Origin of the sequence: Salmonella sp. 32120201201600049SM (assembly GCF_017572835.1) — a bacterium.
GTDB lineage: Bacteria > Pseudomonadota > Gammaproteobacteria > Enterobacterales > Enterobacteriaceae > Salmonella > Salmonella enterica.
Window position 1 is genome coordinate 410,226 of record NZ_JAGESA010000004.1, and the last position, 23,584, is coordinate 433,809.

General features: G+C 53.3%; 19 protein-coding genes. All 19 read left to right on the forward strand.

Annotation, left to right across the window (positions count from 1 at the left end; all coding sequences use genetic code 11):
- Positions 1 to 206: 206 nt before the first annotated feature.
- The 19 genes from tsf to J4650_RS12620 all read left to right on the forward strand — a co-directional run bounded on the left by tsf (position 207) and on the right by J4650_RS12620 (position 23,531).
- Entirely contained in the window at positions 207 to 1,058 is an 852-nt protein-coding gene (gene tsf, locus J4650_RS12530; RefSeq protein WP_000808106.1) for a translation elongation factor Ts, read from the forward strand.
- A gap of 144 nt (positions 1,059 to 1,202) precedes the next feature.
- Positions 1,203 to 1,928 carry a UMP kinase gene (gene pyrH, locus J4650_RS12535; protein ID WP_000224567.1) on the forward strand — a complete coding sequence of 242 codons (726 nt, stop codon included), beginning with the start codon at positions 1,203 to 1,205 and terminating at the stop codon, positions 1,926 to 1,928.
- A gap of 146 nt (positions 1,929 to 2,074) precedes the next feature.
- On the forward strand, positions 2,075 to 2,632 hold the full coding sequence (frr, locus tag J4650_RS12540) for a ribosome recycling factor (RefSeq protein ID WP_000622423.1): 558 nt from the start codon (positions 2,075 to 2,077) through the stop codon (positions 2,630 to 2,632).
- 140 nt (positions 2,633 to 2,772) lie between these two features.
- The gene (gene ispC / locus J4650_RS12545) at positions 2,773 to 3,969 is read left to right on the forward strand and encodes a 1-deoxy-D-xylulose-5-phosphate reductoisomerase (RefSeq protein ID WP_000811905.1); all 1,197 of its coding nucleotides are present in this window, start codon (positions 2,773 to 2,775) and stop codon (positions 3,967 to 3,969) included.
- Positions 3,970 to 4,281: 312 nt separating this feature from the next.
- Complete coding sequence (gene ispU / locus J4650_RS12550; RefSeq protein WP_000947413.1) at positions 4,282 to 5,040, forward strand: (2E,6E)-farnesyl-diphosphate-specific ditrans,polycis-undecaprenyl-diphosphate synthase; 759 nt, start codon at positions 4,282 to 4,284, stop codon at positions 5,038 to 5,040.
- A gap of 12 nt (positions 5,041 to 5,052) precedes the next feature.
- Entirely contained in the window at positions 5,053 to 5,910 is an 858-nt protein-coding gene (gene cdsA, locus J4650_RS12555) for a phosphatidate cytidylyltransferase (protein ID WP_000922422.1), read from the forward strand.
- An 11-nt stretch (positions 5,911 to 5,921) separates the two neighbouring features.
- Entirely contained in the window at positions 5,922 to 7,274 is a 1,353-nt protein-coding gene (rseP, locus tag J4650_RS12560; protein ID WP_023993167.1) for a sigma E protease regulator RseP, read from the forward strand.
- Between the two features lie 31 nt (positions 7,275 to 7,305).
- Positions 7,306 to 9,717 (forward strand): outer membrane protein assembly factor BamA, encoded by a 2,412-nt coding sequence (gene bamA, locus J4650_RS12565; RefSeq protein WP_023993166.1) that lies wholly within the window; start codon positions 7,306 to 7,308, stop codon positions 9,715 to 9,717.
- Between the two features lie 122 nt (positions 9,718 to 9,839).
- Positions 9,840 to 10,325, forward strand: a complete 486-nt coding sequence (skp, locus tag J4650_RS12570) for a molecular chaperone Skp (protein WP_000758966.1) — start codon at positions 9,840 to 9,842, stop codon at positions 10,323 to 10,325.
- Positions 10,326 to 10,328: 3 nt separating this feature from the next.
- Positions 10,329 to 11,354, forward strand: a complete 1,026-nt coding sequence (gene lpxD, locus J4650_RS12575; protein WP_001139265.1) for a UDP-3-O-(3-hydroxymyristoyl)glucosamine N-acyltransferase — start codon at positions 10,329 to 10,331, stop codon at positions 11,352 to 11,354.
- A gap of 105 nt (positions 11,355 to 11,459) precedes the next feature.
- Positions 11,460 to 11,915: a 3-hydroxyacyl-ACP dehydratase FabZ gene (fabZ, locus tag J4650_RS12580; RefSeq protein WP_000210741.1), complete on the forward strand. Its 456-nt coding sequence runs from the start codon at positions 11,460 to 11,462 to the stop codon at positions 11,913 to 11,915.
- 3 nt (positions 11,916 to 11,918) lie between these two features.
- The gene (lpxA, locus tag J4650_RS12585) at positions 11,919 to 12,707 is read left to right on the forward strand and encodes an acyl-ACP--UDP-N-acetylglucosamine O-acyltransferase (RefSeq protein ID WP_000565950.1); all 789 of its coding nucleotides are present in this window, start codon (positions 11,919 to 11,921) and stop codon (positions 12,705 to 12,707) included.
- Positions 12,707 to 13,855 (forward strand): lipid-A-disaccharide synthase, encoded by a 1,149-nt coding sequence (gene lpxB, locus J4650_RS12590; protein WP_000741216.1) that lies wholly within the window; start codon positions 12,707 to 12,709, stop codon positions 13,853 to 13,855. The genes lpxA and lpxB overlap by 1 nt, the downstream gene beginning before the upstream one ends.
- Positions 13,852 to 14,448: a ribonuclease HII gene (gene rnhB, locus J4650_RS12595; RefSeq protein WP_000569412.1), complete on the forward strand. Its 597-nt coding sequence runs from the start codon at positions 13,852 to 13,854 to the stop codon at positions 14,446 to 14,448. Before lpxB ends, rnhB begins: the two co-directional genes overlap by 4 nt.
- Before the next feature lie 23 nt (positions 14,449 to 14,471).
- Positions 14,472 to 17,954, forward strand: coding sequence for a DNA polymerase III subunit alpha (gene dnaE, locus J4650_RS12600; RefSeq protein WP_001294817.1), 3,483 nt, complete (start codon positions 14,472 to 14,474; stop codon positions 17,952 to 17,954).
- Between the two features lie 12 nt (positions 17,955 to 17,966).
- Positions 17,967 to 18,926, forward strand: coding sequence for an acetyl-CoA carboxylase carboxyl transferase subunit alpha (gene accA, locus J4650_RS12605; RefSeq protein ID WP_000055753.1), 960 nt, complete (start codon positions 17,967 to 17,969; stop codon positions 18,924 to 18,926).
- Between the two features lie 179 nt (positions 18,927 to 19,105).
- Positions 19,106 to 20,869 (forward strand): chitinase, encoded by a 1,764-nt coding sequence (locus J4650_RS12610; protein WP_023993165.1) that lies wholly within the window; start codon positions 19,106 to 19,108, stop codon positions 20,867 to 20,869.
- A 75-nt stretch (positions 20,870 to 20,944) separates the two neighbouring features.
- On the forward strand, positions 20,945 to 23,086 hold the full coding sequence (ldcC, locus tag J4650_RS12615) for a lysine decarboxylase LdcC (RefSeq protein WP_001021045.1): 2,142 nt from the start codon (positions 20,945 to 20,947) through the stop codon (positions 23,084 to 23,086).
- A 55-nt stretch (positions 23,087 to 23,141) separates the two neighbouring features.
- Positions 23,142 to 23,531 (forward strand): VOC family protein, encoded by a 390-nt coding sequence (locus J4650_RS12620; RefSeq protein ID WP_000901088.1) that lies wholly within the window; start codon positions 23,142 to 23,144, stop codon positions 23,529 to 23,531.
- The last annotated feature ends 53 nt before the right edge of the window (positions 23,532 to 23,584 follow it).

Here is a 23,584-nt window from a genome sequence, read left to right on the forward strand (position 1 = left end):
TCGAGAATTCCCGGGAGCTTACATCAGTAAGTGACCGGGATGAGCGAGTGAAGGCAACGCGCCTGCGGCTCGAAATATGAAGGGGAGAGCCCTTATAGACCAGGTAGTATCACGTTTGGTTAGGGGGCCTGTATATGGCCCCCTTTTTCACTTTTATATCTGTGCGGTTTGATGCCGGGCAGATCAAATCTTTCGAGGATTTTAGAATGGCTGAAATTACCGCATCCCTGGTAAAAGAGCTGCGTGAGCGTACCGGCGCAGGCATGATGGATTGCAAAAAAGCGCTGACTGAAGCGAATGGCGACATTGAGCTGGCAATCGAAAACATGCGTAAGTCCGGCGCTATCAAAGCGGCGAAAAAAGCAGGCAACGTGGCTGCTGACGGCGTAATCAAAACCAAAATCGACGGCAACGTCGCTTTCATTCTGGAAGTTAACTGCCAGACTGACTTCGTGGCTAAAGATGCTGGCTTCCAGGCATTTGCTGACAAAGTGCTGGACGCCGCTGTTGCTGGCAAAATCACTGACGTAGAAGTCCTGAAAGCGCAGTTCGAAGAAGAGCGCGTTGCTCTGGTAGCGAAAATCGGCGAGAACATCAATATTCGTCGCGTCGCTTCCCTGGAAGGCGACGTTCTGGGTTCTTACCAGCACGGTGCGCGCATCGGCGTTCTGGTTGCCGCTAAAGGCGCTGACGAAGAGCTGGTTAAACAGCTGGCGATGCACGTTGCGGCAAGCAAGCCGGAATTCGTTAAGCCGGAAGACGTGTCTGCTGACGTGGTAGAGAAAGAGTACCAGGTACAGCTGGACATCGCGATGCAGTCCGGTAAGCCGAAAGAAATCGCAGAGAAAATGGTTGAAGGCCGCATGAAGAAATTCACCGGCGAAGTTTCTCTGACTGGTCAGCCTTTCGTCATGGAACCGAGCAAATCTGTTGGCCAACTGCTGAAAGAGCACAACGCTGACGTGACTGGCTTCATCCGCTTTGAAGTGGGCGAAGGCATTGAGAAAGTCGAGACTGACTTTGCAGCAGAAGTTGCTGCGATGTCTAAGCAGTCCTGATTTTCCTGAGGAGCCGCCTGAGGGCGGCTTCTTTTTGCGCCTCTCTTGTAAAATCAGCCGACGCCTGGCGTCTGCGCTGAAATGCGACGTACAATGTCGCCGGAATTAACTCATATCAATCGTTGACAGTCTCAGGAAAGAAACATGGCTACCAATGCAAAACCCGTCTATAAACGCATTCTGCTTAAATTAAGCGGCGAAGCTCTGCAGGGTACGGAAGGCTTCGGTATTGATGCAAGCATACTGGATCGTATGGCTCAGGAGATCAAAGAACTGGTTGAACTGGGTATTCAGGTTGGTGTGGTGATTGGCGGTGGTAACCTGTTCCGTGGCGCGGGTCTGGCAAAAGCGGGGATGAACCGCGTTGTGGGCGACCACATGGGCATGTTGGCCACCGTCATGAACGGCCTGGCAATGCGTGATGCGCTTCACCGCGCCTATGTGAACGCCCGCCTGATGTCGGCAATTCCTTTAAACGGCGTGTGCGACAACTACAGTTGGGCCGAGGCGATTAGCCTGCTGCGTAATAACCGTGTTGTGATTCTGTCTGCAGGTACGGGTAACCCGTTCTTCACTACCGACTCTGCGGCCTGTCTGCGCGGGATCGAAATTGAAGCGGATGTCGTACTGAAAGCGACCAAAGTGGATGGCGTATTCACTGCCGATCCGGCAAAAGATCCTTCCGCGACCATGTACGATCAGCTGACCTACAGCGAAGTGCTGGATAAAGAGCTGAAAGTGATGGATCTGGCGGCGTTCACGCTGGCTCGTGACCACAAACTGCCGATTCGTGTTTTCAACATGAACAAACCGGGCGCGCTGCGTCGTGTGGTGATGGGCGAAAAAGAAGGGACGTTAATCACGGAATAATTCCCGTGAGCGCCAAATACGGGTAAGATTCTGTTCTATTGACGGGTCTTATTACCTGGCAGAAATTAAACGAGACTATACTTAGCACATCTTTATATTGTGTGACCGTCTGGTCTGACTGAGACTAGTTTTCAAGGATTCGTAACGTGATTAGCGATATCAGAAAAGATGCTGAAGTACGCATGGAAAAATGCGTTGAAGCGTTCAAAACCCAAATCAGCAAAGTGCGCACGGGTCGTGCTTCTCCCAGCCTGCTGGATGGTATTGTCGTAGAATACTATGGCACTCCGACCCCGCTGCGTCAGTTGGCAAGCGTAACGGTAGAAGACTCCCGTACCTTAAAAATTAACGTGTTTGACCGTTCTATGGGGCCAGCCGTTGAAAAAGCGATCATGGCGTCAGACCTCGGTTTGAATCCAAGCTCTGCGGGCACCGACATTCGCGTTCCGCTGCCGCCGCTGACCGAAGAACGTCGTAAAGATCTGACGAAAATTGTCCGTGGCGAAGCGGAGCAGGCGCGTGTCGCCGTTCGTAACGTCCGTCGTGATGCGAACGATAAAGTAAAAGCTCTGCTGAAAGATAAAGCGATCAGTGAAGATGACGATCGTCGCTCTCAGGAAGAAGTACAGAAAATGACCGACGCGGCAATTAAGAAAGTTGATGCGGCGTTGGCAGATAAAGAAGCAGAACTGATGCAGTTCTGATTGATCTGTACGCAGATATAAACTCATTCCACCGCTAACCTGGCGGATGAGTGGTGTACAAAGCGCCGCGCAGAAGACATTATCAGGTCTCCTGTGCGGCGTTTTGCTTTTTATTCCGTTTCAACACTTCTGGACGTTTCATGAAGCAATTAACCATTCTGGGCTCGACCGGCTCTATTGGTTGCAGCACACTGGACGTGGTGCGCCATAATCCTGATAGCTTCCGCGTTATCGCGCTGGTGGCGGGTAAAAATGTCGCCCGCATGGCGGAGCAGTGCCTGGAGTTCTCGCCGCGTTATGCCGTGATGGACGATACGTCGAGCGCAGAACAGCTCAAAATAATGCTTCAGCAGCATGGCAGCCGCACCGAGGTTCTGAGCGGTCAGCAGGCTGCCTGTGAGATGGCGGCGCTTGATGAGGTCGGGCATGTGATGGCGGCCATTGTGGGCGCGGCTGGTTTACTGCCGACCCTGGCGGCGATTCGCGCAGGGAAGACGATTCTGCTGGCGAATAAAGAATCGCTGGTGACCTGCGGGCGGCTGTTTATGGACGAAGTAAAACGCAGCAACGCCCGGCTTTTACCCGTCGATAGCGAACATAACGCGATTTTTCAGAGTTTGCCGCAATCTATTCAGCATAATCTGGGATACGCTGACCTTGAGCAAAATGGCGTAACGTCGATTTTGCTTACCGGGTCTGGTGGCCCGTTTCGTGAAACGCCAATGTGCGATCTGGCAGCGATGACGCCGGATCAGGCATGTCGTCATCCGAACTGGTCGATGGGGCGAAAAATCTCCGTCGACTCCGCCACCATGATGAATAAAGGTCTGGAATACATTGAAGCGCGTTGGTTATTTAATGCCAGCGCACGTCAGATGGAAGTGTTGATCCATCCGCAATCGGTCATTCATTCGATGGTGCGTTATCAGGACGGCAGCGTCCTGGCGCAGCTTGGAGAACCTGACATGCGTACGCCTATTGCGCATACGATGGCATGGCCGAATCGCGTCACGTCCGGCGCGCAGCCGCTTGATTTTTGCAAACTCAGCGCGCTGACGTTTAGCGCGCCAGATTATCAGCGTTATCCGTGCCTGAAGCTGGCGATGGAGGCGTTTGAGCAAGGTCAGGCGGCAACGACGGCGCTCAATGCGGCAAACGAAATCACCGTTGCCGCGTTTCTGGCGCAACAGATTCGTTTTACCGATATCGCCGGGCTCAATTTAGCGGTGCTGGAGAGGATGGATTTACAGGAACCGGCAAGCGTTGAGGACGTATTGCAGGTTGACGCCATCGCGCGTGAAGTAGCCAGAAAACAAGTGATACGGCTCTCACGCTGACGATTATCCCGCGACAGAAGATCGTGCTATTTGTTAGCGTTGGGCTTCGGTGATATAGTCTGCGCCACCTGATCGCAGGTTTTTGGCTTTTTTCGGTCAGGTTAGCCGTGGTTTTACACGGCTTTTTTGTGGATACACAAAATCATTCAGGGCGCATCGGGACGGCAGGCGAATACGTTCCCGGCGTGCGCAGACAGCGCACGACAGGGGCGATGACGCGCAGTCATCCGCGAAGCGAATCGAAGAGAATGTGTATAAAGGCTTCAGTATTCCTGAGTACCGCTAAATCCTTTCAGGGACAAAAAACGCGTTATGTTGTCTGCAACTCAACCAGTAAGCGAAAATTTGCCAGCGCATGGCTGCCGTCATGTTGCAATAATTATGGATGGCAATGGTCGCTGGGCGAAAAAGCAAGGGAAGATCCGGGCCTTTGGGCATAAAGCCGGGGCGAAGTCCGTCCGGCGAGCGGTCTCTTTTGCTGCCAATAACGGTATTGATGCGTTAACGCTGTATGCCTTTAGTAGTGAAAACTGGAACCGACCGGCGCAGGAAGTGAGCGCGTTAATGGAGCTGTTTGTGTGGGCGCTGGATAGCGAAGTCAAAAGCCTGCACCGCCATAACGTTCGCCTGCGTATTATCGGCGATATCAGCCGATTCAACTCACGTTTACAAGAACGTATTCGCAAATCAGAAGCGCTTACCGCCCATAATACGGGGCTAACGCTGAATATCGCTGCGAATTACGGCGGACGTTGGGATATTGTCCAGGGAGTCCGACAACTGGCGGAACAGGTGCAGGCTGGAGTGCTGCGCCCCGATCAGATTGATGAAGAGAGACTAGGCCAGCAAATCTGTATGCATGAGCTGGCGCCTGTGGATTTAGTAATTAGGACTGGGGGAGAGCATCGCATTAGTAACTTTTTGCTTTGGCAAATTGCCTATGCCGAACTTTACTTTACGGATGTTCTTTGGCCCGATTTCGATGAACAAGACTTTGAAGGTGCGCTGCATGCCTTTGCTAATCGAGAGCGTCGTTTCGGCGGTACCGAGCCTGGTGATGACAAAGCCTGATGGGGGTTGCTTTTGCTGAAGTATCGCCTGATTTCTGCTTTTGTGTTAATACCCGCGGTCATCGCTGCGCTTTTTTTATTGCCGCCGGTGGGGTTCGCCATTATTACGCTGGTTGTCTGTATGCTGGCCGCGTGGGAATGGGGACAGTTAAGCGGTTTCGCCGCGCGTTCACAGCGGGTTTGGCTGGCGGTGCTGTGTGGTCTGTTATTGGCGCTGATGCTATTTTTGTTGCCTGAGTATCATCACAACATTCGTCAACCGCTGGTTGAGATGTCGCTTTGGGCATCGTTAGGATGGTGGGTTGTCGCGCTACTGCTGGTGCTATTTTATCCCGGTTCGGCGGCAATCTGGCGCAACTCAAAAACATTGCGTCTCATTTTCGGTTTGTTAACTATTGTGCCATTTTTCTGGGGCATGCTGGCGCTGCGCGCCTGGCACTATGACGAGAATCATTACAGTGGCGCAATATGGCTACTCTATGTCATGATCCTGGTCTGGGGAGCGGACTCTGGCGCGTATATGTTTGGTAAATTATTTGGCAAACATAAGCTGGCGCCGAAGGTTTCCCCGGGTAAAACCTGGCAAGGGTTTATCGGCGGGCTTGCTACGGCTGCCGTGATCTCATGGGGTTACGGTATGTGGGCGAATCTGAATGTTGCGCCTGTTATCTTGCTGATTTGCTCTGTGGTGGCGGCTCTGGCTTCTGTACTGGGCGACCTCACCGAGAGTATGTTTAAGCGCGAAGCAGGAATTAAGGATAGCGGCCACTTGATTCCAGGCCATGGCGGCATTCTGGACCGAATTGACAGCCTGACGGCTGCCGTACCGGTCTTTGCTTGCCTGTTGTTACTGGTGTTCAGGACGCTCTAACGGAAGGTTTTATGCTGAGTATTCTCTGGAATCTGGCTGCATTCATCATCGCACTGGGCGTGCTGATCACTGTGCATGAATTTGGTCATTTCTGGGTTGCCCGGCGCTGCGGTGTGCGAGTTGAGCGCTTTTCCATCGGTTTTGGCAAAGCGCTCTGGCGTCGTACCGATCGGTACGGCACCGAGTATGTCATCGCCCTGATCCCGCTGGGCGGCTACGTCAAAATGCTGGATGAACGCGCCGAACCGGTAGCGCCGGAATTGCGTCGTCACGCCTTCAATAACAAAACGGTGGGCCAGCGCGCCGCAATTATTGCCGCAGGTCCGGTTGCGAACTTCATTTTTGCTATCTTTGCTTACTGGCTGGTCTTTATCATCGGCGTCCCTGGCGTTCGTCCGGTCATTGGCGAAATAACGCCCAACTCGATTGCTGCGCAGGCGCAAATTGCGCTTGGTACGGAACTTAAAGCCGTTGATGGTATCGAAACCCCTGATTGGGATGCCGTGCGTTTACAACTGGTGTCCAAAATTGGCGATCAGCAGACGACGGTGAGCGTCGCGCCGTTTGGTAGCGACCAGCGGCAGGACAAAACGCTTGATTTACGTCACTGGGCATTTGAGCCTGATAAGCAAGATCCTGTATCTTCTTTAGGGATTCGGCCCCGCGGGCCACAGATTGAACCGGTACTGTCAGAAGTGCAGGCGAATTCCGCAGCCAGTAAAGCGGGTTTGCAAGCGGGCGACAGGATCGTTAAAGTCGATGGTCAGCCGTTAACGCAGTGGATGAAATTCGTGACGTTTGTACGCGATAATCCCGGTAAGCCGTTAGCGTTAGAGATTGAAAGGCAGGGGAGCGCCTTGTCGTTGACGTTAACGCCGGATACGAAATCGGTTAACGGAAAGGCGGAAGGGTTTGCAGGCGTGGTGCCTAAAATTATTCCTCTGCCGGAAGAGTACAAGACTATACGCCAGTATGGGCCCTTCAGCGCCATCCTCGAAGCCACGGATAAGACGTGGCAGTTGATGAAGCTGACGGTCAGTATGCTGGGTAAATTGATAACCGGTGATGTGAAACTGAACAACCTCAGTGGGCCGATTTCTATCGCTCAGGGGGCTGGGATGTCAGCGGAGTTCGGGGTGATTTATTACCTGATGTTCCTTGCGCTAATCAGCGTGAACTTAGGGATAATTAACCTGTTTCCGCTGCCCGTTCTTGACGGGGGTCATCTGCTGTTCCTGGCGATTGAAAAGCTTAAGGGCGGGCCGGTATCCGAGCGGGTTCAAGACTTTAGTTATCGCATTGGCTCGATTTTGCTGGTGTTGTTAATGGGGCTTGCACTTTTCAATGATTTCTCTCGGTTGTAAGAGAGTTAGTTAGGAAGAACGCATAATAACGATGGCGATGAAAAAGTTGCTCATAGCGTCGCTGCTGTTCAGCAGCGCCACCGTATACGGTGCTGAAGGGTTCGTAGTGAAGGACATTCATTTCGAAGGCCTGCAGCGAGTCGCCGTTGGTGCGGCTCTCCTCAGTATGCCGGTGCGCACAGGCGACACGGTTAATGATGAAGATATCAGTAACACCATTCGCGCTCTGTTCGCCACCGGCAACTTTGAGGACGTCCGCGTCCTGCGCGATGGTAATACCCTTCTGGTTCAGGTAAAAGAACGTCCGACCATTGCCAGCATCACTTTCTCCGGGAACAAGTCGGTGAAAGATGACATGCTCAAGCAAAACCTCGAAGCGTCTGGCGTACGTGTTGGCGAGTCTCTGGATCGCACCACGTTGTCTGATATCGAAAAAGGTCTGGAAGACTTTTACTATAGCGTAGGTAAATACAGCGCCAGCGTTAAGGCGGTCGTCACGCCGCTACCGCGCAACCGTGTTGATCTTAAACTGGTGTTCCAGGAGGGCGTATCGGCGAAGATCCAACAGATCAACATCGTCGGTAACCATGCCTTTAGCACCGAAGAACTCATTTCTCATTTCCAACTGCGTGACGAAGTGCCGTGGTGGAACGTCGTCGGCGATCGTAAATACCAGAAACAGAAGCTGGCGGGCGACCTTGAAACCTTGCGCAGCTACTATCTGGATCGCGGCTACGCGCGTTTCAATATTGACTCCACGCAAGTGAGTCTGACGCCGGATAAGAAAGGGATCTACATCACCGTCAATATCACCGAAGGCGATCAGTACAAGCTTTCCGGGGTTCAGGTGAGCGGTAACCTGGCCGGACATTCCGCTGAAATTGAGAGCCTGACCAAAATCGAGCCAGGCGAACTCTATAACGGCACCAAAGTGACCAAAATGGAAGATGATATCAAGAAGCTTCTGGGGCGCTATGGCTATGCCTATCCGCGCGTTCAGTCGCAGCCTGAAATCAATGATGCCGACAAAACCGTTAAATTACGCGTAAATGTGGATGCGGGTAACCGTTTCTACGTGCGTAAGATTCGCTTTGAAGGGAACGACACGTCTAAAGACTCCGTTCTGCGTCGCGAAATGCGTCAGATGGAAGGCGCATGGTTGGGCAGCGATCTGGTCGACCAGGGTAAAGAACGTCTGAACCGTCTGGGTTACTTTGAAACCGTCGATACTGATACTCAGCGTGTTCCGGGCCGTCCGGATCAGGTTGATGTGGTGTACAAGGTGAAAGAGCGCAACACCGGTAGCTTTAACTTCGGTATCGGTTACGGTACAGAAAGCGGCGTTAGCTTCCAGGCCGGCGTTCAGCAGGACAACTGGTTAGGTACCGGTTATTCCGTGGGGATTAACGGTACCAAAAACGACTACCAGACCTACAGCGAACTGTCCGTTACTAACCCATACTTTACCGTTGACGGCGTGAGCCTCGGTGGTCGTATCTTCTATAACGACTTTGAAGCGGATGATGCCGACCTGTCCGACTATACCAACAAGAGTTACGGTACGGATGTGACGCTTGGCTTCCCCATCAACGAGTACAACACGTTGCGTGCTGGTCTGGGTTATGTCCATAACAAACTGTCCAACATGCAGCCGCAGATCGCGATGGATCGTTATCTTGAATCGATGGGCGACCCTGATGCCAGCGATTTTGCTGCCGACGACTTCACCTTTAACTACGGCTGGACCTATAACAAGCTTGACCGTGGTTATTTCCCGACGGACGGCTCGCGAGTCAACCTGACGGGTAAGGTGACGATCCCAGGTTCCGACAACGAATACTACAAAGTGTCGCTGGATACCGCGACCTATGTGCCTATCGATAACGATCACAAGTGGGTGGTTCTGGGGCGTACTCGTTGGGGTTACGGCGATGGTTTAGGCGGCAAGGAAATGCCGTTCTATGAGAACTTCTATGCCGGTGGTTCCAGTACCGTGCGTGGTTTCCAGTCGAATACTATCGGCCCGAAAGCGGTCTATAAAAATGGCGCCCACACTAGTTGGGACGATAATGATGATTACGAAGACTGTACTCAGGAATCAGGCTGTAAATCAGATGATGCGGTAGGTGGTAATGCCATGGCTGTCGCCAGCCTGGAATTTATTACCCCGACGCCGTTCATCAGCGAAAAGTATGCCAACTCGGTTCGTACCTCCTTCTTCTGGGATATGGGTACCGTTTGGGATACGAACTGGGATCCGTCATCTGCGCCGTCAGATGTACCGGATTACAGCGATCCAGGCAACATCCGTATGTCCGCGGGTATCGCATTACAATGGATGTCCCCATTGGGGCCGTTGGTCTTCTCCTACGCCCAGCCGTTTAAAAAGTACGATGGAGACAAAGCCGAGCAGTTCCAGTTTAACATTGGTAAAACCTGGTAATTGTTCACTGCAAAGGAATGCATTGGTAGTGTAGCGATGACTTTTGGCGATGCCCCCAGGGATCGCCAGGCCACGCAAAGAGCTGTACCTTCGGGTGCAAATGGGATGGTAAGGAGTTTATTGTGAAAAAGTGGTTATTAGCTGCAGGTCTTGGTTTGGCGATGGTAACGTCCGCACAGGCTGCTGACAAAATTGCAATCGTCAACATGGGTAATCTGTTCCAACAGGTTGCGCAGAAGACGGGTGTATCCAATACACTGGAAAACGAATTTAAAGGCCGTGCGGCTGAACTGCAAAAAATGGAAACCGATCTGCAATCTAAAATGCAGCGTCTGCAATCCATGAAAGCAGGTAGCGATCGTACTAAGCTGGAAAAAGACGTGATGTCTCAGCGCCAGACTTTCGCACAAAAAGCGCAGGCTTTTGAGAAAGATCGCGCTCGTCGTTCCAACGAAGAACGCAACAAACTGGTGACTCGTATCCAGACTGCGGTGAAAAAAGTGGCTAACGACCAGAGTATCGATCTGGTGGTAGACGCAAACACCGTTGCTTACAACAGCAGCGATGTGAAAGACATCACCGCTGACGTACTGAAACAGGTTAAATAAGTAATGCCTTCAATTCGACTGGCTGACTTAGCAGAACAGTTGGATGCAGAATTACACGGTGATGGCGATATCGTCATCACCGGCGTTGCGTCCATGCAATCTGCAACAACAGGCCACATTACGTTTATGGTAAATCCTAAGTACCGTGAACACTTAGGTTTATGCCAGGCTTCTGCGGTTGTCATGACGCAGGACGATCTTCCTTTTGCCAAGAGCGCGGCGCTGGTAGTTAAAAATCCCTACCTGACCTACGCGCGCATGGCGCAAATTTTAGATACTACGCCGCAGCCCGCGCAGAATATCGCGCCAAGCGCCGTGATTGATGCGACGGCAACGCTGGGTAGCAATGTTTCAGTCGGCGCGAATGCGGTGATTGAATCTGGCGTACAACTGGGCGATAACGTGGTTATCGGCGCAGGCTGTTTCGTCGGAAAAAATAGCAAAATCGGGGCGGGTTCACGCTTGTGGGCGAACGTAACGATTTACCACGACATTCAGATCGGTGAGAATTGCCTGATCCAGTCCAGTACGGTGATCGGCGCGGACGGTTTTGGCTACGCTAACGATCGTGGCAACTGGGTGAAGATCCCACAACTGGGCCGGGTCATTATTGGCGATCGTGTCGAGATCGGCGCTTGTACCACCATTGACCGTGGCGCGTTGGACGATACTGTGATCGGTAATGGTGTTATCATTGATAATCAATGCCAGATTGCACATAACGTTGTGATTGGCGACAATACGGCGGTAGCCGGTGGCGTCATTATGGCGGGTAGCCTGAAGATTGGCCGTTACTGCATGATTGGCGGCGCCAGCGTGATCAATGGGCATATGGAAATATGCGACAAAGTCACGGTAACTGGCATGGGTATGGTGATGCGTCCTATCACTGAACCTGGCGTCTACTCCTCAGGCATTCCGCTGCAACCCAACAAAGTATGGCGTAAAACTGCTGCACTGGTGATGAACATTGATGATATGAGCAAGCGTCTCAAAGCGATTGAGCGCAAGGTTAATCAACAAGACTAACGTTTCGCCTTGTAGTTGCCATTCTTTTCCGGCCTGTCACATTCATACGATTGCGGCAGGCCGTGTTATTATTGCCTTTTTGTATATTTGGACAGGAAGAGTATTTTGACTACTAACACTCATACTCTGCAGATTGAAGAGATTTTAGAGCTTCTGCCGCACCGTTTTCCGTTTTTACTGGTCGATCGCGTGCTGGACTTTGAAGAAGGTCGTTTTCTGCGTGCGGTGAAAAATGTCTCCGTCAACGAGCCGTTTTTCCAGGGGCACTTCCCGGGCAAACCGATTTTGCCAGGCGTGCTGATTCTGGAAGCGATGGCGCAGGCAACCGGTATTCTGGCGTTTAAAAGCGTTGGTAAACTGGAACCTGGCGAACTGTATTATTTCGCGGGTATTGATGAAGCGCGCTTTAAGCGTCCGGTGGTGCCAGGCGATCAGATGATCATGGAAGTCACTTTCGAGAAAACGCGCCGTGGCCTGACCCGCTTTAAAGGGGTTGCGCTGGTCGACGGTAAAGTTGTGTGCGAAGCAACCATGATGTGTGCTCGTAGCCGGGAGGCCTGATTCGTGATTGATAAATCCGCCTTTATTCATCCTACCGCCATTGTGGAAGATGGCGCTGTAATTGGCGCTAATGCCCACATTGGTCCCTTTTGTATTGTTGGGCCGCAGGTCGAAATTGGTGAGGGAACCGTACTGAAGTCTCATGTGGTCGTGAATGGTCAAACCAAAATCGGCCGCGACAACGAGATTTATCAGTTTGCCTCCATCGGTGAAGTGAACCAGGATCTGAAATATGCGGGTGAGCCGACCCGTGTGGAAATTGGCGATCGTAACCGCATCCGCGAAAGCGTCACCATTCATCGTGGTACAGTGCAGGGCGGTGGGTTGACGAAGGTGGGTAGCGATAACCTGCTGATGATCAATGCGCATGTCGCACATGATTGTACGGTAGGTAATCGCTGTATCCTCGCCAACAACGCCACGCTGGCGGGGCACGTATCAGTCGATGATTTTGCGATCATCGGCGGTATGACGGCAGTTCATCAATTCTGCATTATCGGTGCGCATGTGATGGTCGGCGGCTGCTCCGGCGTGGCGCAGGATGTCCCTCCGTATGTGATTGCGCAGGGTAACCATGCGACGCCGTTCGGGGTAAATATCGAAGGGCTGAAGCGTCGCGGCTTTAGCCGTGAAGGGCTGGTGGCGATTCGTAATGCCTACAAACTGTTGTACCGCAGTGGTAAAACGCTCGACGAAGCGAAGCTGGAAATCGCTGAACTTGCTGAAAAGCATCCGGAAGTGAAGGCGTTTACCGAGTTCTTTGAGCGTTCAACGCGCGGTCCGATTCGTTAATGGCGGCACAGCGTCCTTTAACGATTGCCCTGGTCGCCGGTGAAACGTCCGGCGATATTCTTGGCGCAGGCTTAATTCGTGCGCTGAAAGCGCGCGTACCCAACGCCCGCTTTGTGGGCGTTGCGGGGCCGCGTATGCAGGCCGAAGGGTGTGAAGCCTGGTACGAAATGGAAGAGCTGGCGGTCATGGGCATTGTTGAAGTGCTCGGACGTTTACGCCGTTTGTTGCATATCCGCGCCGATCTGACCCGCCGTTTTACCGAACTCAAGCCCGATGTCTTTGTCGGGATTGATGCCCCTGATTTCAATATTACCCTCGAAGGTAATCTGAAAAAGCAAGGGATTAAGACCATTCATTATGTCAGCCCGTCCGTTTGGGCCTGGCGACAGAAACGCGTTTTCAAAATAGGCAGATCCACCCATATGGTGCTGGCTTTTCTGCCTTTCGAAAAAGCGTTTTACGATAAATTTAACGTCCCGTGCCGCTTTATCGGTCACACCATGGCGGATGCCATGCCGCTGGACCCGGATAAAAATGCGGCGCGCGACGTGCTGGGTATCCCGCATGACGCCCATTGTCTGGCGCTACTGCCAGGCAGCCGTGGCGCGGAAGTGGAAATGCTCAGCGCCGACTTCCTGAAAACCGCACAATTGCTGCGACAGCGCTATCCCGATCTGGAAGTGGTAGTGCCGCTGGTGAACGCGAAACGCCGCGAGCAGTTTGAAAAAATTAAAGCGGAGGTTGCGCCGGATCTCGCCGTTCATTTGCTGGACGGCATGGCGCGCGAGGCGATGATCGCCAGCGACGCGGCTCTGCTGGCCTCGGGTACGGCGGCGCTGGAGTGTATGCTGGCAAAATGCCCGATGGTAGTGGGGTATCGTATGAAGCCCTTCACTTTCTGGCTGGCGAAACGTCTGGTGAAAACGGAGTATGTGTCTTTGCCTAACCTGCTGGCGGGAAGAGAATTAGTCAAAGAGCTGTTGCAGGAAGAGTGCGAACCGCAAAAACTCGCCGAAGCGCTGTTGCCGCTACTGGCGAACGGTAAAACCAGCCATGCGATGCACGACACCTTCCGTGAACTGCATCAGCAGATCCGCTGTAATGCCGATGAGCAGGCGGCAGATGCCGTCCTGGAGTTAGCACAATGATCGAATTTGTTTATCCACACACCCATTTAGTGGCGGGTGTGGATGAAGTGGGCCGTGGCCCGCTGGTGGGCGCCGTAGTGACCGCCGCCGTGATCCTCGATCCGGCTCGCCCGATCGTCGGTCTGAATGATTCCAAAAAATTGTCTGAAAAGCGTCGTCTGTCATTGTATGACGAGATTAAAGAAAAGGCGTTAAGCTGGAGTCTGGGACGCGCGGAAGCGCATGAAATTGATGAGCTGAATATTTTGCACGCCACCATGCTCGCCATGCAGCGCGCTGTCGCTGGTCTTCATATTGCGCCAGAATATGTGCTGATCGACGGCAATCGCTGTCCGGAACTGCCTGTGCCGTCAATGGCCGTGGTGAAAGGCGACAGTCGCGTGGCGGAGATTAGCGCGGCGTCTATTCTGGCGAAAGTCACCCGCGACGCAGAAATGGCGGCGCTGGATATCGTTTTTCCTCAGTATGGCTTTGCGCAGCACAAAGGCTATCCAACCGCTTTTCATCTGGAAAAGTTGGCCCAGTATGGCGCGACGGCGCACCACCGACGCAGTTTTGCGCCTGTTAAACGCGCTCTGGGACTTGTGTCCTGATTCTTGTATCGAGAAATCTGAAGATGTCTGAACCACGTTTCGTTCACCTGCGGGTGCACAGCGACTACTCTATGATCGATGGGCTGGCGAAGACCGGGCCGCTGGTGAAAAAGGCGGCCTCATTAGGTATGCCTGCGCTGGCGATCACCGATTTTACCAACCTCTGCGGTCTGGTGAAGTTCTACGGAGCGGGTCATGGCGCGGGCATTAAACCCATCGTCGGGGCGGACTTTAACGTTCACAACGAACTGCTGGGAGATGAGCTGACTCATCTGACGGTACTGGCGGCGAATAATACGGGATACCAGAACCTGACGTTGCTGATCTCGAAAGCGTATCAGCGCGGCTACGGCGCGGCAGGCCCGATTATCGAGCGCGACTGGCTGGTAGAGCTTAAAGAAGGTTTGATCCTGATTTCCGGCGGACGCATGGGCGACGTAGGCCGCTGTCTGCTACGCGGCAACCAGGCGCTGGTGGAGGAGTGCGTTGCTTTCTATGAAACGCATTTTCCCGATCGCTACTTTCTGGAACTGATCCGCACCGGCAGACAGGATGAAGAGACCTATCTCCATGCTGCGGTTGAACTGGCTGAGGCACGTGGTTTGCCGGTTGTTGCGACAAACGATGTCCGTTTCCTTGAAAGCGATGATTTTGACGCCCATGAGATTCGTGTCGCGATCCACGACGGTTTCACCCTTGACGATCCTAAACGTCCACGCAATTATTCACCGCAGCAGTATATGCGCAGTGAAGAAGAAATGTGCGAGCTGTTCTCCGATATTCCGGAGGCGCTGGAAAATACGGTGGAGATTGCCAAACGCTGCAACGTAACGGTGCGTCTGGGTGAATATTTCCTGCCGCAGTTCCCGACCGGCGATATGACCACCGAAGATTATCTGGTCAAAAAAGCGAAAGAGGGGCTGGAAGAGCGTCTGGCTTTCCTGTTTCCGGACGAAGAAGAGCGCAAAAAGCGTCGCCCGGAATATGACGAGCGTCTGGATATTGAACTACAGGTTATCAACCAGATGGGGTTCCCTGGCTACTTCCTCATCGTGATGGAGTTTATCCAGTGGTCAAAAGATAACGGCGTGCCGGTAGGGCCGGGACGTGGTTCCGGGGCTGGTTCGCTGGTGGCCTACGCGCTGAAAATTACCGACCTTGATCCGCTGGAGTTTGACCTGCTGTTCGAACGTTTCCTGAACCCGGAACGTGTCTCGATGCCTGACTTCGACGTCGACTTCTGTATGGAGAAACGCGACCAGGTGATTGAGCACGTCGCAGACATGTACGGGCGTGATGCGGTATCGCAAATTATCACCTTCGGTACGATGGCGGCGAAAGCCGTTATCCGCGATGTGGGCCGCGTGCTGGGGCATCCGTACGGTTTTGTCGATCGTATCTCGAAGCTGGTGCCGCCCGATCCGGGCATGACGCTGGCAAAAGCCTTTGAAGCGGAACCGCAACTACCGGAAATTTACGAGGCGGACGAAGAGGTCAAAGCGCTGATCGATATGGCGCGTAAGCTCGAAGGTGTCACGCGTAACGCCGGTAAGCACGCTGGCGGCGTGGTCATCGCGCCGACCAAAATTACCGACTTTGCGCCGCTGTACTGCGATGAAGAGGGCAAGCATCCGGTTACCCAGTTTGATAAAAGTGACGTGGAATATGCCGGGCTGGTGAAGTTCGACTTCCTCGGTTTGCGTACGCTGACCATCATCAACTGGGCGCTGGAGATGATCAACAAGCGGCGCGAGAAAAACGGCGAGCCGCCGCTGGATATCGCCGCCATTCCGCTGGACGATAAAAAAAGCTTCGACATGCTGCAGCGCTCGGAAACCACGGCGGTCTTCCAGCTTGAATCGCGCGGCATGAAAGATCTGATCAAACGTCTGCAGCCGGACTGCTTTGAAGATATGATCGCGCTGGTGGCCCTGTTCCGTCCCGGCCCGTTGCAGTCAGGGATGGTAGATAACTTTATCGACCGTAAGCACGGTCGTGAAGAACTCTCTTACCCGGACGTTCAGTGGCAGCATGAAAGCCTGAAGCCGGTACTGGAGCCGACCTACGGCATCATTCTGTATCAGGAACAGGTGATGCAGATTGCCCAGGTACTTTCCGGGTATACTCTCGGCGGCGCGGATATGCTGCGTCGTGCGATGGGTAAGAAAAAGCCGGAGGAGATGGCCAAACAGCGTTCCGTTTTTGAAGAGGGCGCGAAAAAGAACGGTATCGACGGCGAACTGGCGATGAAAATCTTTGACCTGGTGGAGAAATTCGCCGGTTACGGGTTTAACAAATCGCACTCCGCCGCTTATGCGCTGGTTTCTTACCAGACGCTATGGCTAAAGGCGCACTATCCGGCAGAGTTTATGGCGGCGGTGATGACTGCCGATATGGACAACACCGAGAAGGTCGTCGGCCTGGTGGACGAGTGCTGGCGGATGGGACTGAAAATTCTGCCGCCGGATATTAACTCCGGATTATACCATTTCCACGTTAATGATGAGGGCGAGATCGTCTACGGTATCGGCGCGATCAAAGGCGTCGGCGAAGGGCCGATCGAAGCGATCATCGACGCGCGTAATCAGGGCGGCTATTTCCGCGAACTGTTTGATCTGTGCGCGCGGACCGATACCAAAAAGCTCAACCGCCGGGTGCTGGAAAAGCTGATCATGTCCGGGGCGTTCGACCGCCTGGGGCCGCACCGCGCCGCGCTGATGAACTCATTGGGCGATGCGCTGAAAGCCGCCGACCAGCACGCCAAAGCGGAAGCTATCGGTCAGGCGGATATGTTCGGCGTACTGGCGGAAGAGCCGGAGCAAATCGAGCAATCCTATGCCAGCTGCCAGCCGTGGCCGGAGCAGGTGGTGTTAGATGGGGAACGTGAAACGTTGGGGCTGTACCTGACGGGCCACCCCATCAATCAGTATTTAAAAGAAATTGAGCGCTATGTCGGCGGGGTAAGGCTCAAAGACATGCATCCGACAGAACGTGGTAAAGTCACCACGGCTGCGGGGCTCGTGATTGCCGCAAGGGTTATGGTCACCAAGCGCGGCAATCGTATCGGCATCTGTACGCTGGATGACCGTTCCGGGCGTCTGGAAGTGATGTTATTTACCGACGCGCTGGATAAATACCAGCAGTTGCTGGAAAAAGACCGCATACTTATCGTCAGCGGACAGGTCAGCTTTGATGACTTCAGCGGGGGGCTTAAAATGACCGCCCGCGAAGTGATGGATATTGACGAAGCTCGCGAAAAATACGCTCGCGGGCTTGCTATCTCGCTGACGGACAGGCAAATTGATGACCAGCTTTTAAACCGACTCCGTCAGTCTCTGGAACCCCACCGCTCGGGGACCATTCCAGTACATCTCTACTATCAGAGGGCGGATGCGCGTGCGCGGCTGCGTTTTGGCGCAACGTGGCGTGTCTCTCCGAGCGATCGTTTACTTAACGATCTGCGTGGCCTCATTGGTTCGGAGCAGGTGGAACTGGAGTTTGACTAATACAGGAATACTATGAGTCTGAATTTCCTTGATTTTGAACAGCCGATAGCAGAGCTGGAAGCGAAAATCGATTCTCTGACTGCGGTAAGCCGCCAGGATGAGAAACTGGATATTAATATCGATGAAGAAGTCCATCGCCTGCGCGAAAAAAGCGTAGAACTGACGCGCAAAATCTTCGCCGATCTCGGCGCATGGCAGGTAGCCCAACTGGCGCGCCATCCGCAGCGTCCGTACACCCTGGATTATGTCCGTCTGGCGTTTGATGAGTTTGATGAGCTGGCGGGCGATCGCGCCTATGCTGATGACAAAGCCATCGTCGGCGGTATCGCGCGTCTGGAAGGGCGGCCGGTGATGATCATTGGTCATCAGAAAGGTCGTGAAACCAAAGAAAAAATTCGTCGTAACTTTGGCATGCCAGCGCCGGAAGGCTACCGCAAAGCGCTGCGCCTGATGGAAATGGCTGAACGCTTCAACATGCCGATTATCACCTTCATCGACACCCCGGGCGCTTACCCTGGCGTGGGCGCGGAAGAGCGTGGTCAGTCTGAAGCCATCGCCCGCAACCTGCGTGAGATGTCTCGTCTGAACGTACCGGTCATCTGCACCGTGATTGGCGAAGGCGGCTCCGGCGGCGCATTGGCGATTGGCGTGGGTGATAAAGTGAATATGCTGCAATACAGCACCTATTCCGTTATCTCCCCGGAAGGTTGCGCCTCTATTTTGTGGAAGAGCGCCGACAAAGCGCCATTGGCTGCTGAAGCAATGGGCATCATCGCGCCGCGTCTGAAAGAGCTGAAGCTAATCGATTCCATCATTCCGGAGCCGCTGGGCGGCGCGCACCGTAATCCGGAAGCGATGGCGGCATCGCTAAAAGCGCAGCTGCTGGAAGATTTAGCCGATCTCGATGTGTTAAGCACCGATGATTTAAAAAACCGTCGTTACCAGCGTTTGATGAGCTACGGTTACGCCTAATCATTTACCTCATTTTTCCCAGGAGGCCGGATAATCCGGCCTCTTTTTTTTGGACGAGGAAAAATGAGACGCCGATGAGTTGATGTGATTAAACGCAACGGCATGTTCTCCCTGACACTGTAGCAACTGCCAGGCGTGTGGCCAGGGCAGGCAGTGAACTACCCTTCAAGGAGAAAATTATGGGATTGCAAAAAACACTGGCGCTCAGCGCCGTGGCGGCAGGAATCATGTTGAGCTTATCCGGTGCGCAGGCCGCGCCGCTGCTTAGCAGTAGTGAGCCAATGACCATCAACGCCAGCGATCTGGCGGCGAAAGAGAAAGCGCTGACGGATTTTCCGTTAATGGAGGCCGTGAAATCCTCTATCCAGACGTTGGATAACAGCGCGGTCGAACAAATCGAACCGGGGCGCGCCGCTAACCCGGCAAACGTAAAACGCGTTGAAAGTATTCTGAAAGAGGCCGACTGGGATTATCTGTTCCCGATGCGCGCGCCGGAATACACTTACTCTAACTTCCTGAAAGCGATAGGTAAATTCCCGGCGGTTTGTGGTACCTACACCGATGGACGCGATAGCGACGCTATCTGCCGTAAAACCCTGGCTACTATGTTTGCGCATTTTGCCCAAGAGACGGGCGGTCACGAAAGCTGGCGTGACATTCCGGAATGGCGTCAGGCGCTGGTCTATCTGCGCGAAGTCGGCTGGACTGAAGGGCAGAAAGGCGGCTACAACGGCGAATGTAACCCGGATGTATGGCAGGGCCAGACCTGGCCGTGCGGTAAAGATAAGGACGGCGATTTCCTCAGCTATTTTGGTCGCGGGGCAAAACAGCTTTCTTATAACTACAACTATGGGCCTTTCTCTGACGCGATGTATGGCGACGTTCGCCCTCTGCTGGATAAACCCGAGCTGGTGGCGGATACCTGGATGAACCTGGCGAGCGCCGTCTTCTTCTTTGTGTATCCGCAGCCGCCGAAGCCGTCTATGCTACATGTGATTGACGGTACCTGGCAGCCAAACGATCGCGATAAAGCAAACGGCCTGGTATCAGGTTTCGGCGTCACCATTCAGATCATCAATGGCGGCGTGGAGTGCGGCGGCGCAGATGAGAATGCGCAGTCGCTTAACCGTATCGCCTACTACAAAGAGTTTGCCAACTACCTGAAAGTGCCGGTGCCGGCTGACGAAGTGTTGGGCTGTAAAAAGATGAAGCAGTTCGATGAAGGCGGCGCTGGCGCGTTACCGATCTATTGGGAACAAGACTGGGGCTGGAGCGCCGATACTGCGGACGGTAAAACCTATTCCTGCCAGTTAGTGGGATATCAGACGCCGTATACCGCCTTTAAAGAGGGCGACTACACGAAATGTGTACAGCATTATTTCAACGTTAATGTCGTCGATGATAGCGGAACCACTGAACCGGATGTCACGCCAACTCCGGCGCCAGTGACGGATGAAAACGTGGCGCCAGTCGCGCGCATTGCCGGACCGGTCGGGGCGGTGGAAGCTGGTAGCCCGGTTTCACTCAGCGCGGAAGGATCGACCGACGCGAATGGCGACAAGCTCACCTATACCTGGATGTCGCAGGATGGCAAAACGCTGAGCGGCCAGGATAAAACCGTTGTGATTTTCAACGCGCCGGATGTCACTCAGAACACCCAGTATGTGGTGAATCTGACCGTTAGCGACGGTACGCTCTCCAGTACAGCGGTTTATACGCTGAATGTGAAAGCGAAGGCCGCCGCTGCGGATGACGAAGATAAGACCACCAGCTATCCTGCCTGGAGCAGCAGCCAGAAATGGAATCCGGGCGACATCGTCAACAGTAATGGCGCATTGTACCAGTGCAAACCGTTCCCGGAAGGCTCATGGTGTAATGTTGCGCCTGCCTACTATGAGCCCGGTGTAGGGATTGCCTGGGCCGATGCATGGAACGCATTGTAATAAGATAAATCCTGTCGGTGCTTTGCATCGGCAGGATTGTTACTATGCTTATCTCAGGTTTTTTCAGGAGAAAGCATGAACATCATCGCCATTATGGGGCCGCACGGGGTTTATTATAAAGATGAACCCATCAAGGAGCTTGAGCGTGCATTACAATCCCTGGGATTTCAAATTATCTGGCCGCAAAATAGCGTTGACTTGTTGAAGTTTATTGAACATAACCCGCGCATCTGCGGCGTTATTTTTGACTGGGATGAATACAGTCTCGACCTTTGTAGCGAAATCAACCAGCTAAATGAATACCTTCCTCTCTACGCCTTTATCAATACCAACTCCACGCTGGACGTTAGCGTTCACGATATGCGCATGGCGCTGTGGTTTTTTGAGTATGCATTGGGGCTGGCTGAAGATATCGCGACGCGCATTCATCAATATACAAACGAATATCTCGATAATATTACGCCGCCGTTTACCAAAGCGCTGTTTACCTACGCCAAAGAAGGAAAATATACCTTTTGTACGCCGGGTCATATGGCGGGAACGGCGTATCAGAAAAGCCCGCCAGGCTGTCTGTTTTATGACTTTTTTGGCGGCAATACCTTAAAGGCCGATGTGTCGATTTCGGTGACTGAACTGGGATCGCTGCTGGATCACACCGGGCCGCATCTGGAAGCGGAAGAGTATATCGCCCGTACTTTTGGCGCCGAGCAGAGTTATATGGTGACGAACGGTACGTCGACCTCGAATAAAATTGTCGGTATGTATGCCGCGCCTGCGGGAAGTACGCTACTTATTGATCGTAATTGCCATAAATCGCTGGCGCATTTGCTGATGATGAGCGATGTGGTGCCTCTCTGGTTGAAGCCGACGCGCAATGCGCTCGGTATTCTCGGCGGTATTCCTAAGCGTGAATTTACCCGCGACAGCATTGCGCGTAAGGTGGCGGAAACCGCGCAGGCGCAATGGCCAGTTCATGCGGTTATCACCAATTCTACTTACGATGGTCTGCTGTATAACACTAACTGGATCAAGCAGATGCTGGACGTTCCCTCGATCCATTTTGACTCCGCCTGGGTACCCTATACCCATTTCCATCCGATCTACCAGGGGAAAAGCGGGATGAGCGGCGATCGGGTGCCCGGAAAAGTGATTTTCGAAACGCAATCCACCCATAAAATGCTGGCGGCTTTTTCGCAGGCGTCGCTTATTCATATCAAAGGGGAATATGACGAAGAGACGTTTAACGAAGCGTTTATGATGCACACTTCCACATCGCCGAGCTATCCCATTGTCGCCTCTATCGAGACCGCGGCGGCGATGCTGCGCGGCAATCCAGGGAAAAGATTGATTAATCGTTCGGTGGAGCGGGCGCTCCATTTTCGTAAAGAGGTACAGCGGCTACGTGAAGAGTCCGATAGCTGGTTCTTTGATATCTGGCAGCCGGAAGAGGTTGATGAGGCCGAATGCTGGCCGGTCACGCCGGGAGAAACCTGGCATGGCTTCACCGATGCCGATGACGATCATATGTTCCTCGATCCGGTTAAGGTGACAATCCTGACGCCGGGGATGGATGAACAGGGCAACATGAGCGAAGAGGGGATACCCGCCGCGCTGGTGGCGAAGTTCCTCGATGAGCGAGGCGTAGTGGTGGAAAAAACCGGGCCGTATAATCTGCTGTTTTTGTTCAGCATAGGGATTGATAAGACCCGTGCGATGGGGCTGCTGCGCGGACTGACGGAATTTAAACGCGCCTACGATCTTAACCTGCGCGTCAAAAATATGTTGCCGGATCTGTATGCGGAAGATCCGGATTTTTATCGCAATATGCGCATTCAGGATCTGGCGCAGGGGATCCATAAACTGATCCGCCAGCACGATCTTCCGGGGCTGATGCTGCGGGCGTTCGAGGTTTTACCGGAGATGATCATGACCCCGCACCAGGCCTGGCAGCGTCAGATCAAAGGCGAGGTGGAAACCGTGGCGCTCGATCAACTGCCAGGGCGCGTTTCCGCGAATATGCTCCTGCCTTATCCGCCAGGCGTTCCGCTGTTGATGCCCGGCGAGAGGATTACGCAACAGAGTCGGGCCGTGCTCGATTTTCTGCTGATGCTCTGCTCGATTGGCCAGCATTATCCCGGTTTTGAAACGGATATTCACGGCGCGAAACGGAATGAAGACGGGGTGTACCAGGTACGAGTCTTAAAACACGCCTGCTAGCTTGCCTGACGGGAATGTGACGAGTAACGTACTGATAATCAATAAAGGAGACGCTATGCTGGGATTAAAACAGGTTCATCACATCGCGATCATTGCGACAGACTATGCGGTGAGCAAGGCGTTTTATTGCGATATTCTGGGGTTCGATCTGCTAAGCGAAGTCTGGCGGGAAGAGCGTGACTCGTGGAAGGGCGATTTGGCGCTAAACGGGCAGTATGTGATTGAGCTTTTCTCTTTTCCCTTCCCTCCGGCGCGTCCAAGCCGACCTGAAGCCTGTGGCCTGCGCCATCTGGCTTTCAGCGTGGAAAATGTGGAAAACGCCGTTGCGCATCTGGAAAAGCATCAGGTTAAGTGCGAACCGATACGCATCGATCCGTATACCGGGAAGCGCTTTACTTTTTTCAACGATCCGGACGGTTTACCGCTTGAGCTGTATGAGCAGTAAGGCTTGTCATTAAGACGCTCGCCAGGTAACGTTGCCGGGCTAAGTCACTATAA

Bases quoted from the DNA above. Each gene is read 5' to 3' on its own strand.
- lpxB (WP_000741216.1), top strand. From the start codon at position 12,707: ATGGCGGCACAGCGTCCTTTAACGATTGCCCTGGTCGCCGGTGAAACG.
- J4650_RS12620 (WP_000901088.1), top strand. From the start codon at position 23,142: ATGCTGGGATTAAAACAGGTTCATCACATCGCGATCATTGCGACAGAC.
- ldcC (WP_001021045.1), top strand. From the start codon at position 20,945: ATGAACATCATCGCCATTATGGGGCCGCACGGGGTTTATTATAAAGAT.
- ispC (WP_000811905.1), top strand. From the start codon at position 2,773: ATGAAGCAATTAACCATTCTGGGCTCGACCGGCTCTATTGGTTGCAGC.
- tsf (WP_000808106.1), top strand. From the start codon at position 207: ATGGCTGAAATTACCGCATCCCTGGTAAAAGAGCTGCGTGAGCGTACC.
- dnaE (WP_001294817.1), top strand. From the start codon at position 14,472: ATGTCTGAACCACGTTTCGTTCACCTGCGGGTGCACAGCGACTACTCT.
- rseP (WP_023993167.1), top strand. From the start codon at position 5,922: ATGCTGAGTATTCTCTGGAATCTGGCTGCATTCATCATCGCACTGGGC.
- bamA (WP_023993166.1), top strand. From the start codon at position 7,306: ATGGCGATGAAAAAGTTGCTCATAGCGTCGCTGCTGTTCAGCAGCGCC.
- rnhB (WP_000569412.1), top strand. From the start codon at position 13,852: ATGATCGAATTTGTTTATCCACACACCCATTTAGTGGCGGGTGTGGAT.
- ispU (WP_000947413.1), top strand. From the start codon at position 4,282: ATGTTGTCTGCAACTCAACCAGTAAGCGAAAATTTGCCAGCGCATGGC.
- accA (WP_000055753.1), top strand. From the start codon at position 17,967: ATGAGTCTGAATTTCCTTGATTTTGAACAGCCGATAGCAGAGCTGGAA.
- lpxD (WP_001139265.1), top strand. From the start codon at position 10,329: ATGCCTTCAATTCGACTGGCTGACTTAGCAGAACAGTTGGATGCAGAA.
- pyrH (WP_000224567.1), top strand. From the start codon at position 1,203: ATGGCTACCAATGCAAAACCCGTCTATAAACGCATTCTGCTTAAATTA.
- J4650_RS12610 (WP_023993165.1), top strand. From the start codon at position 19,106: ATGGGATTGCAAAAAACACTGGCGCTCAGCGCCGTGGCGGCAGGAATC.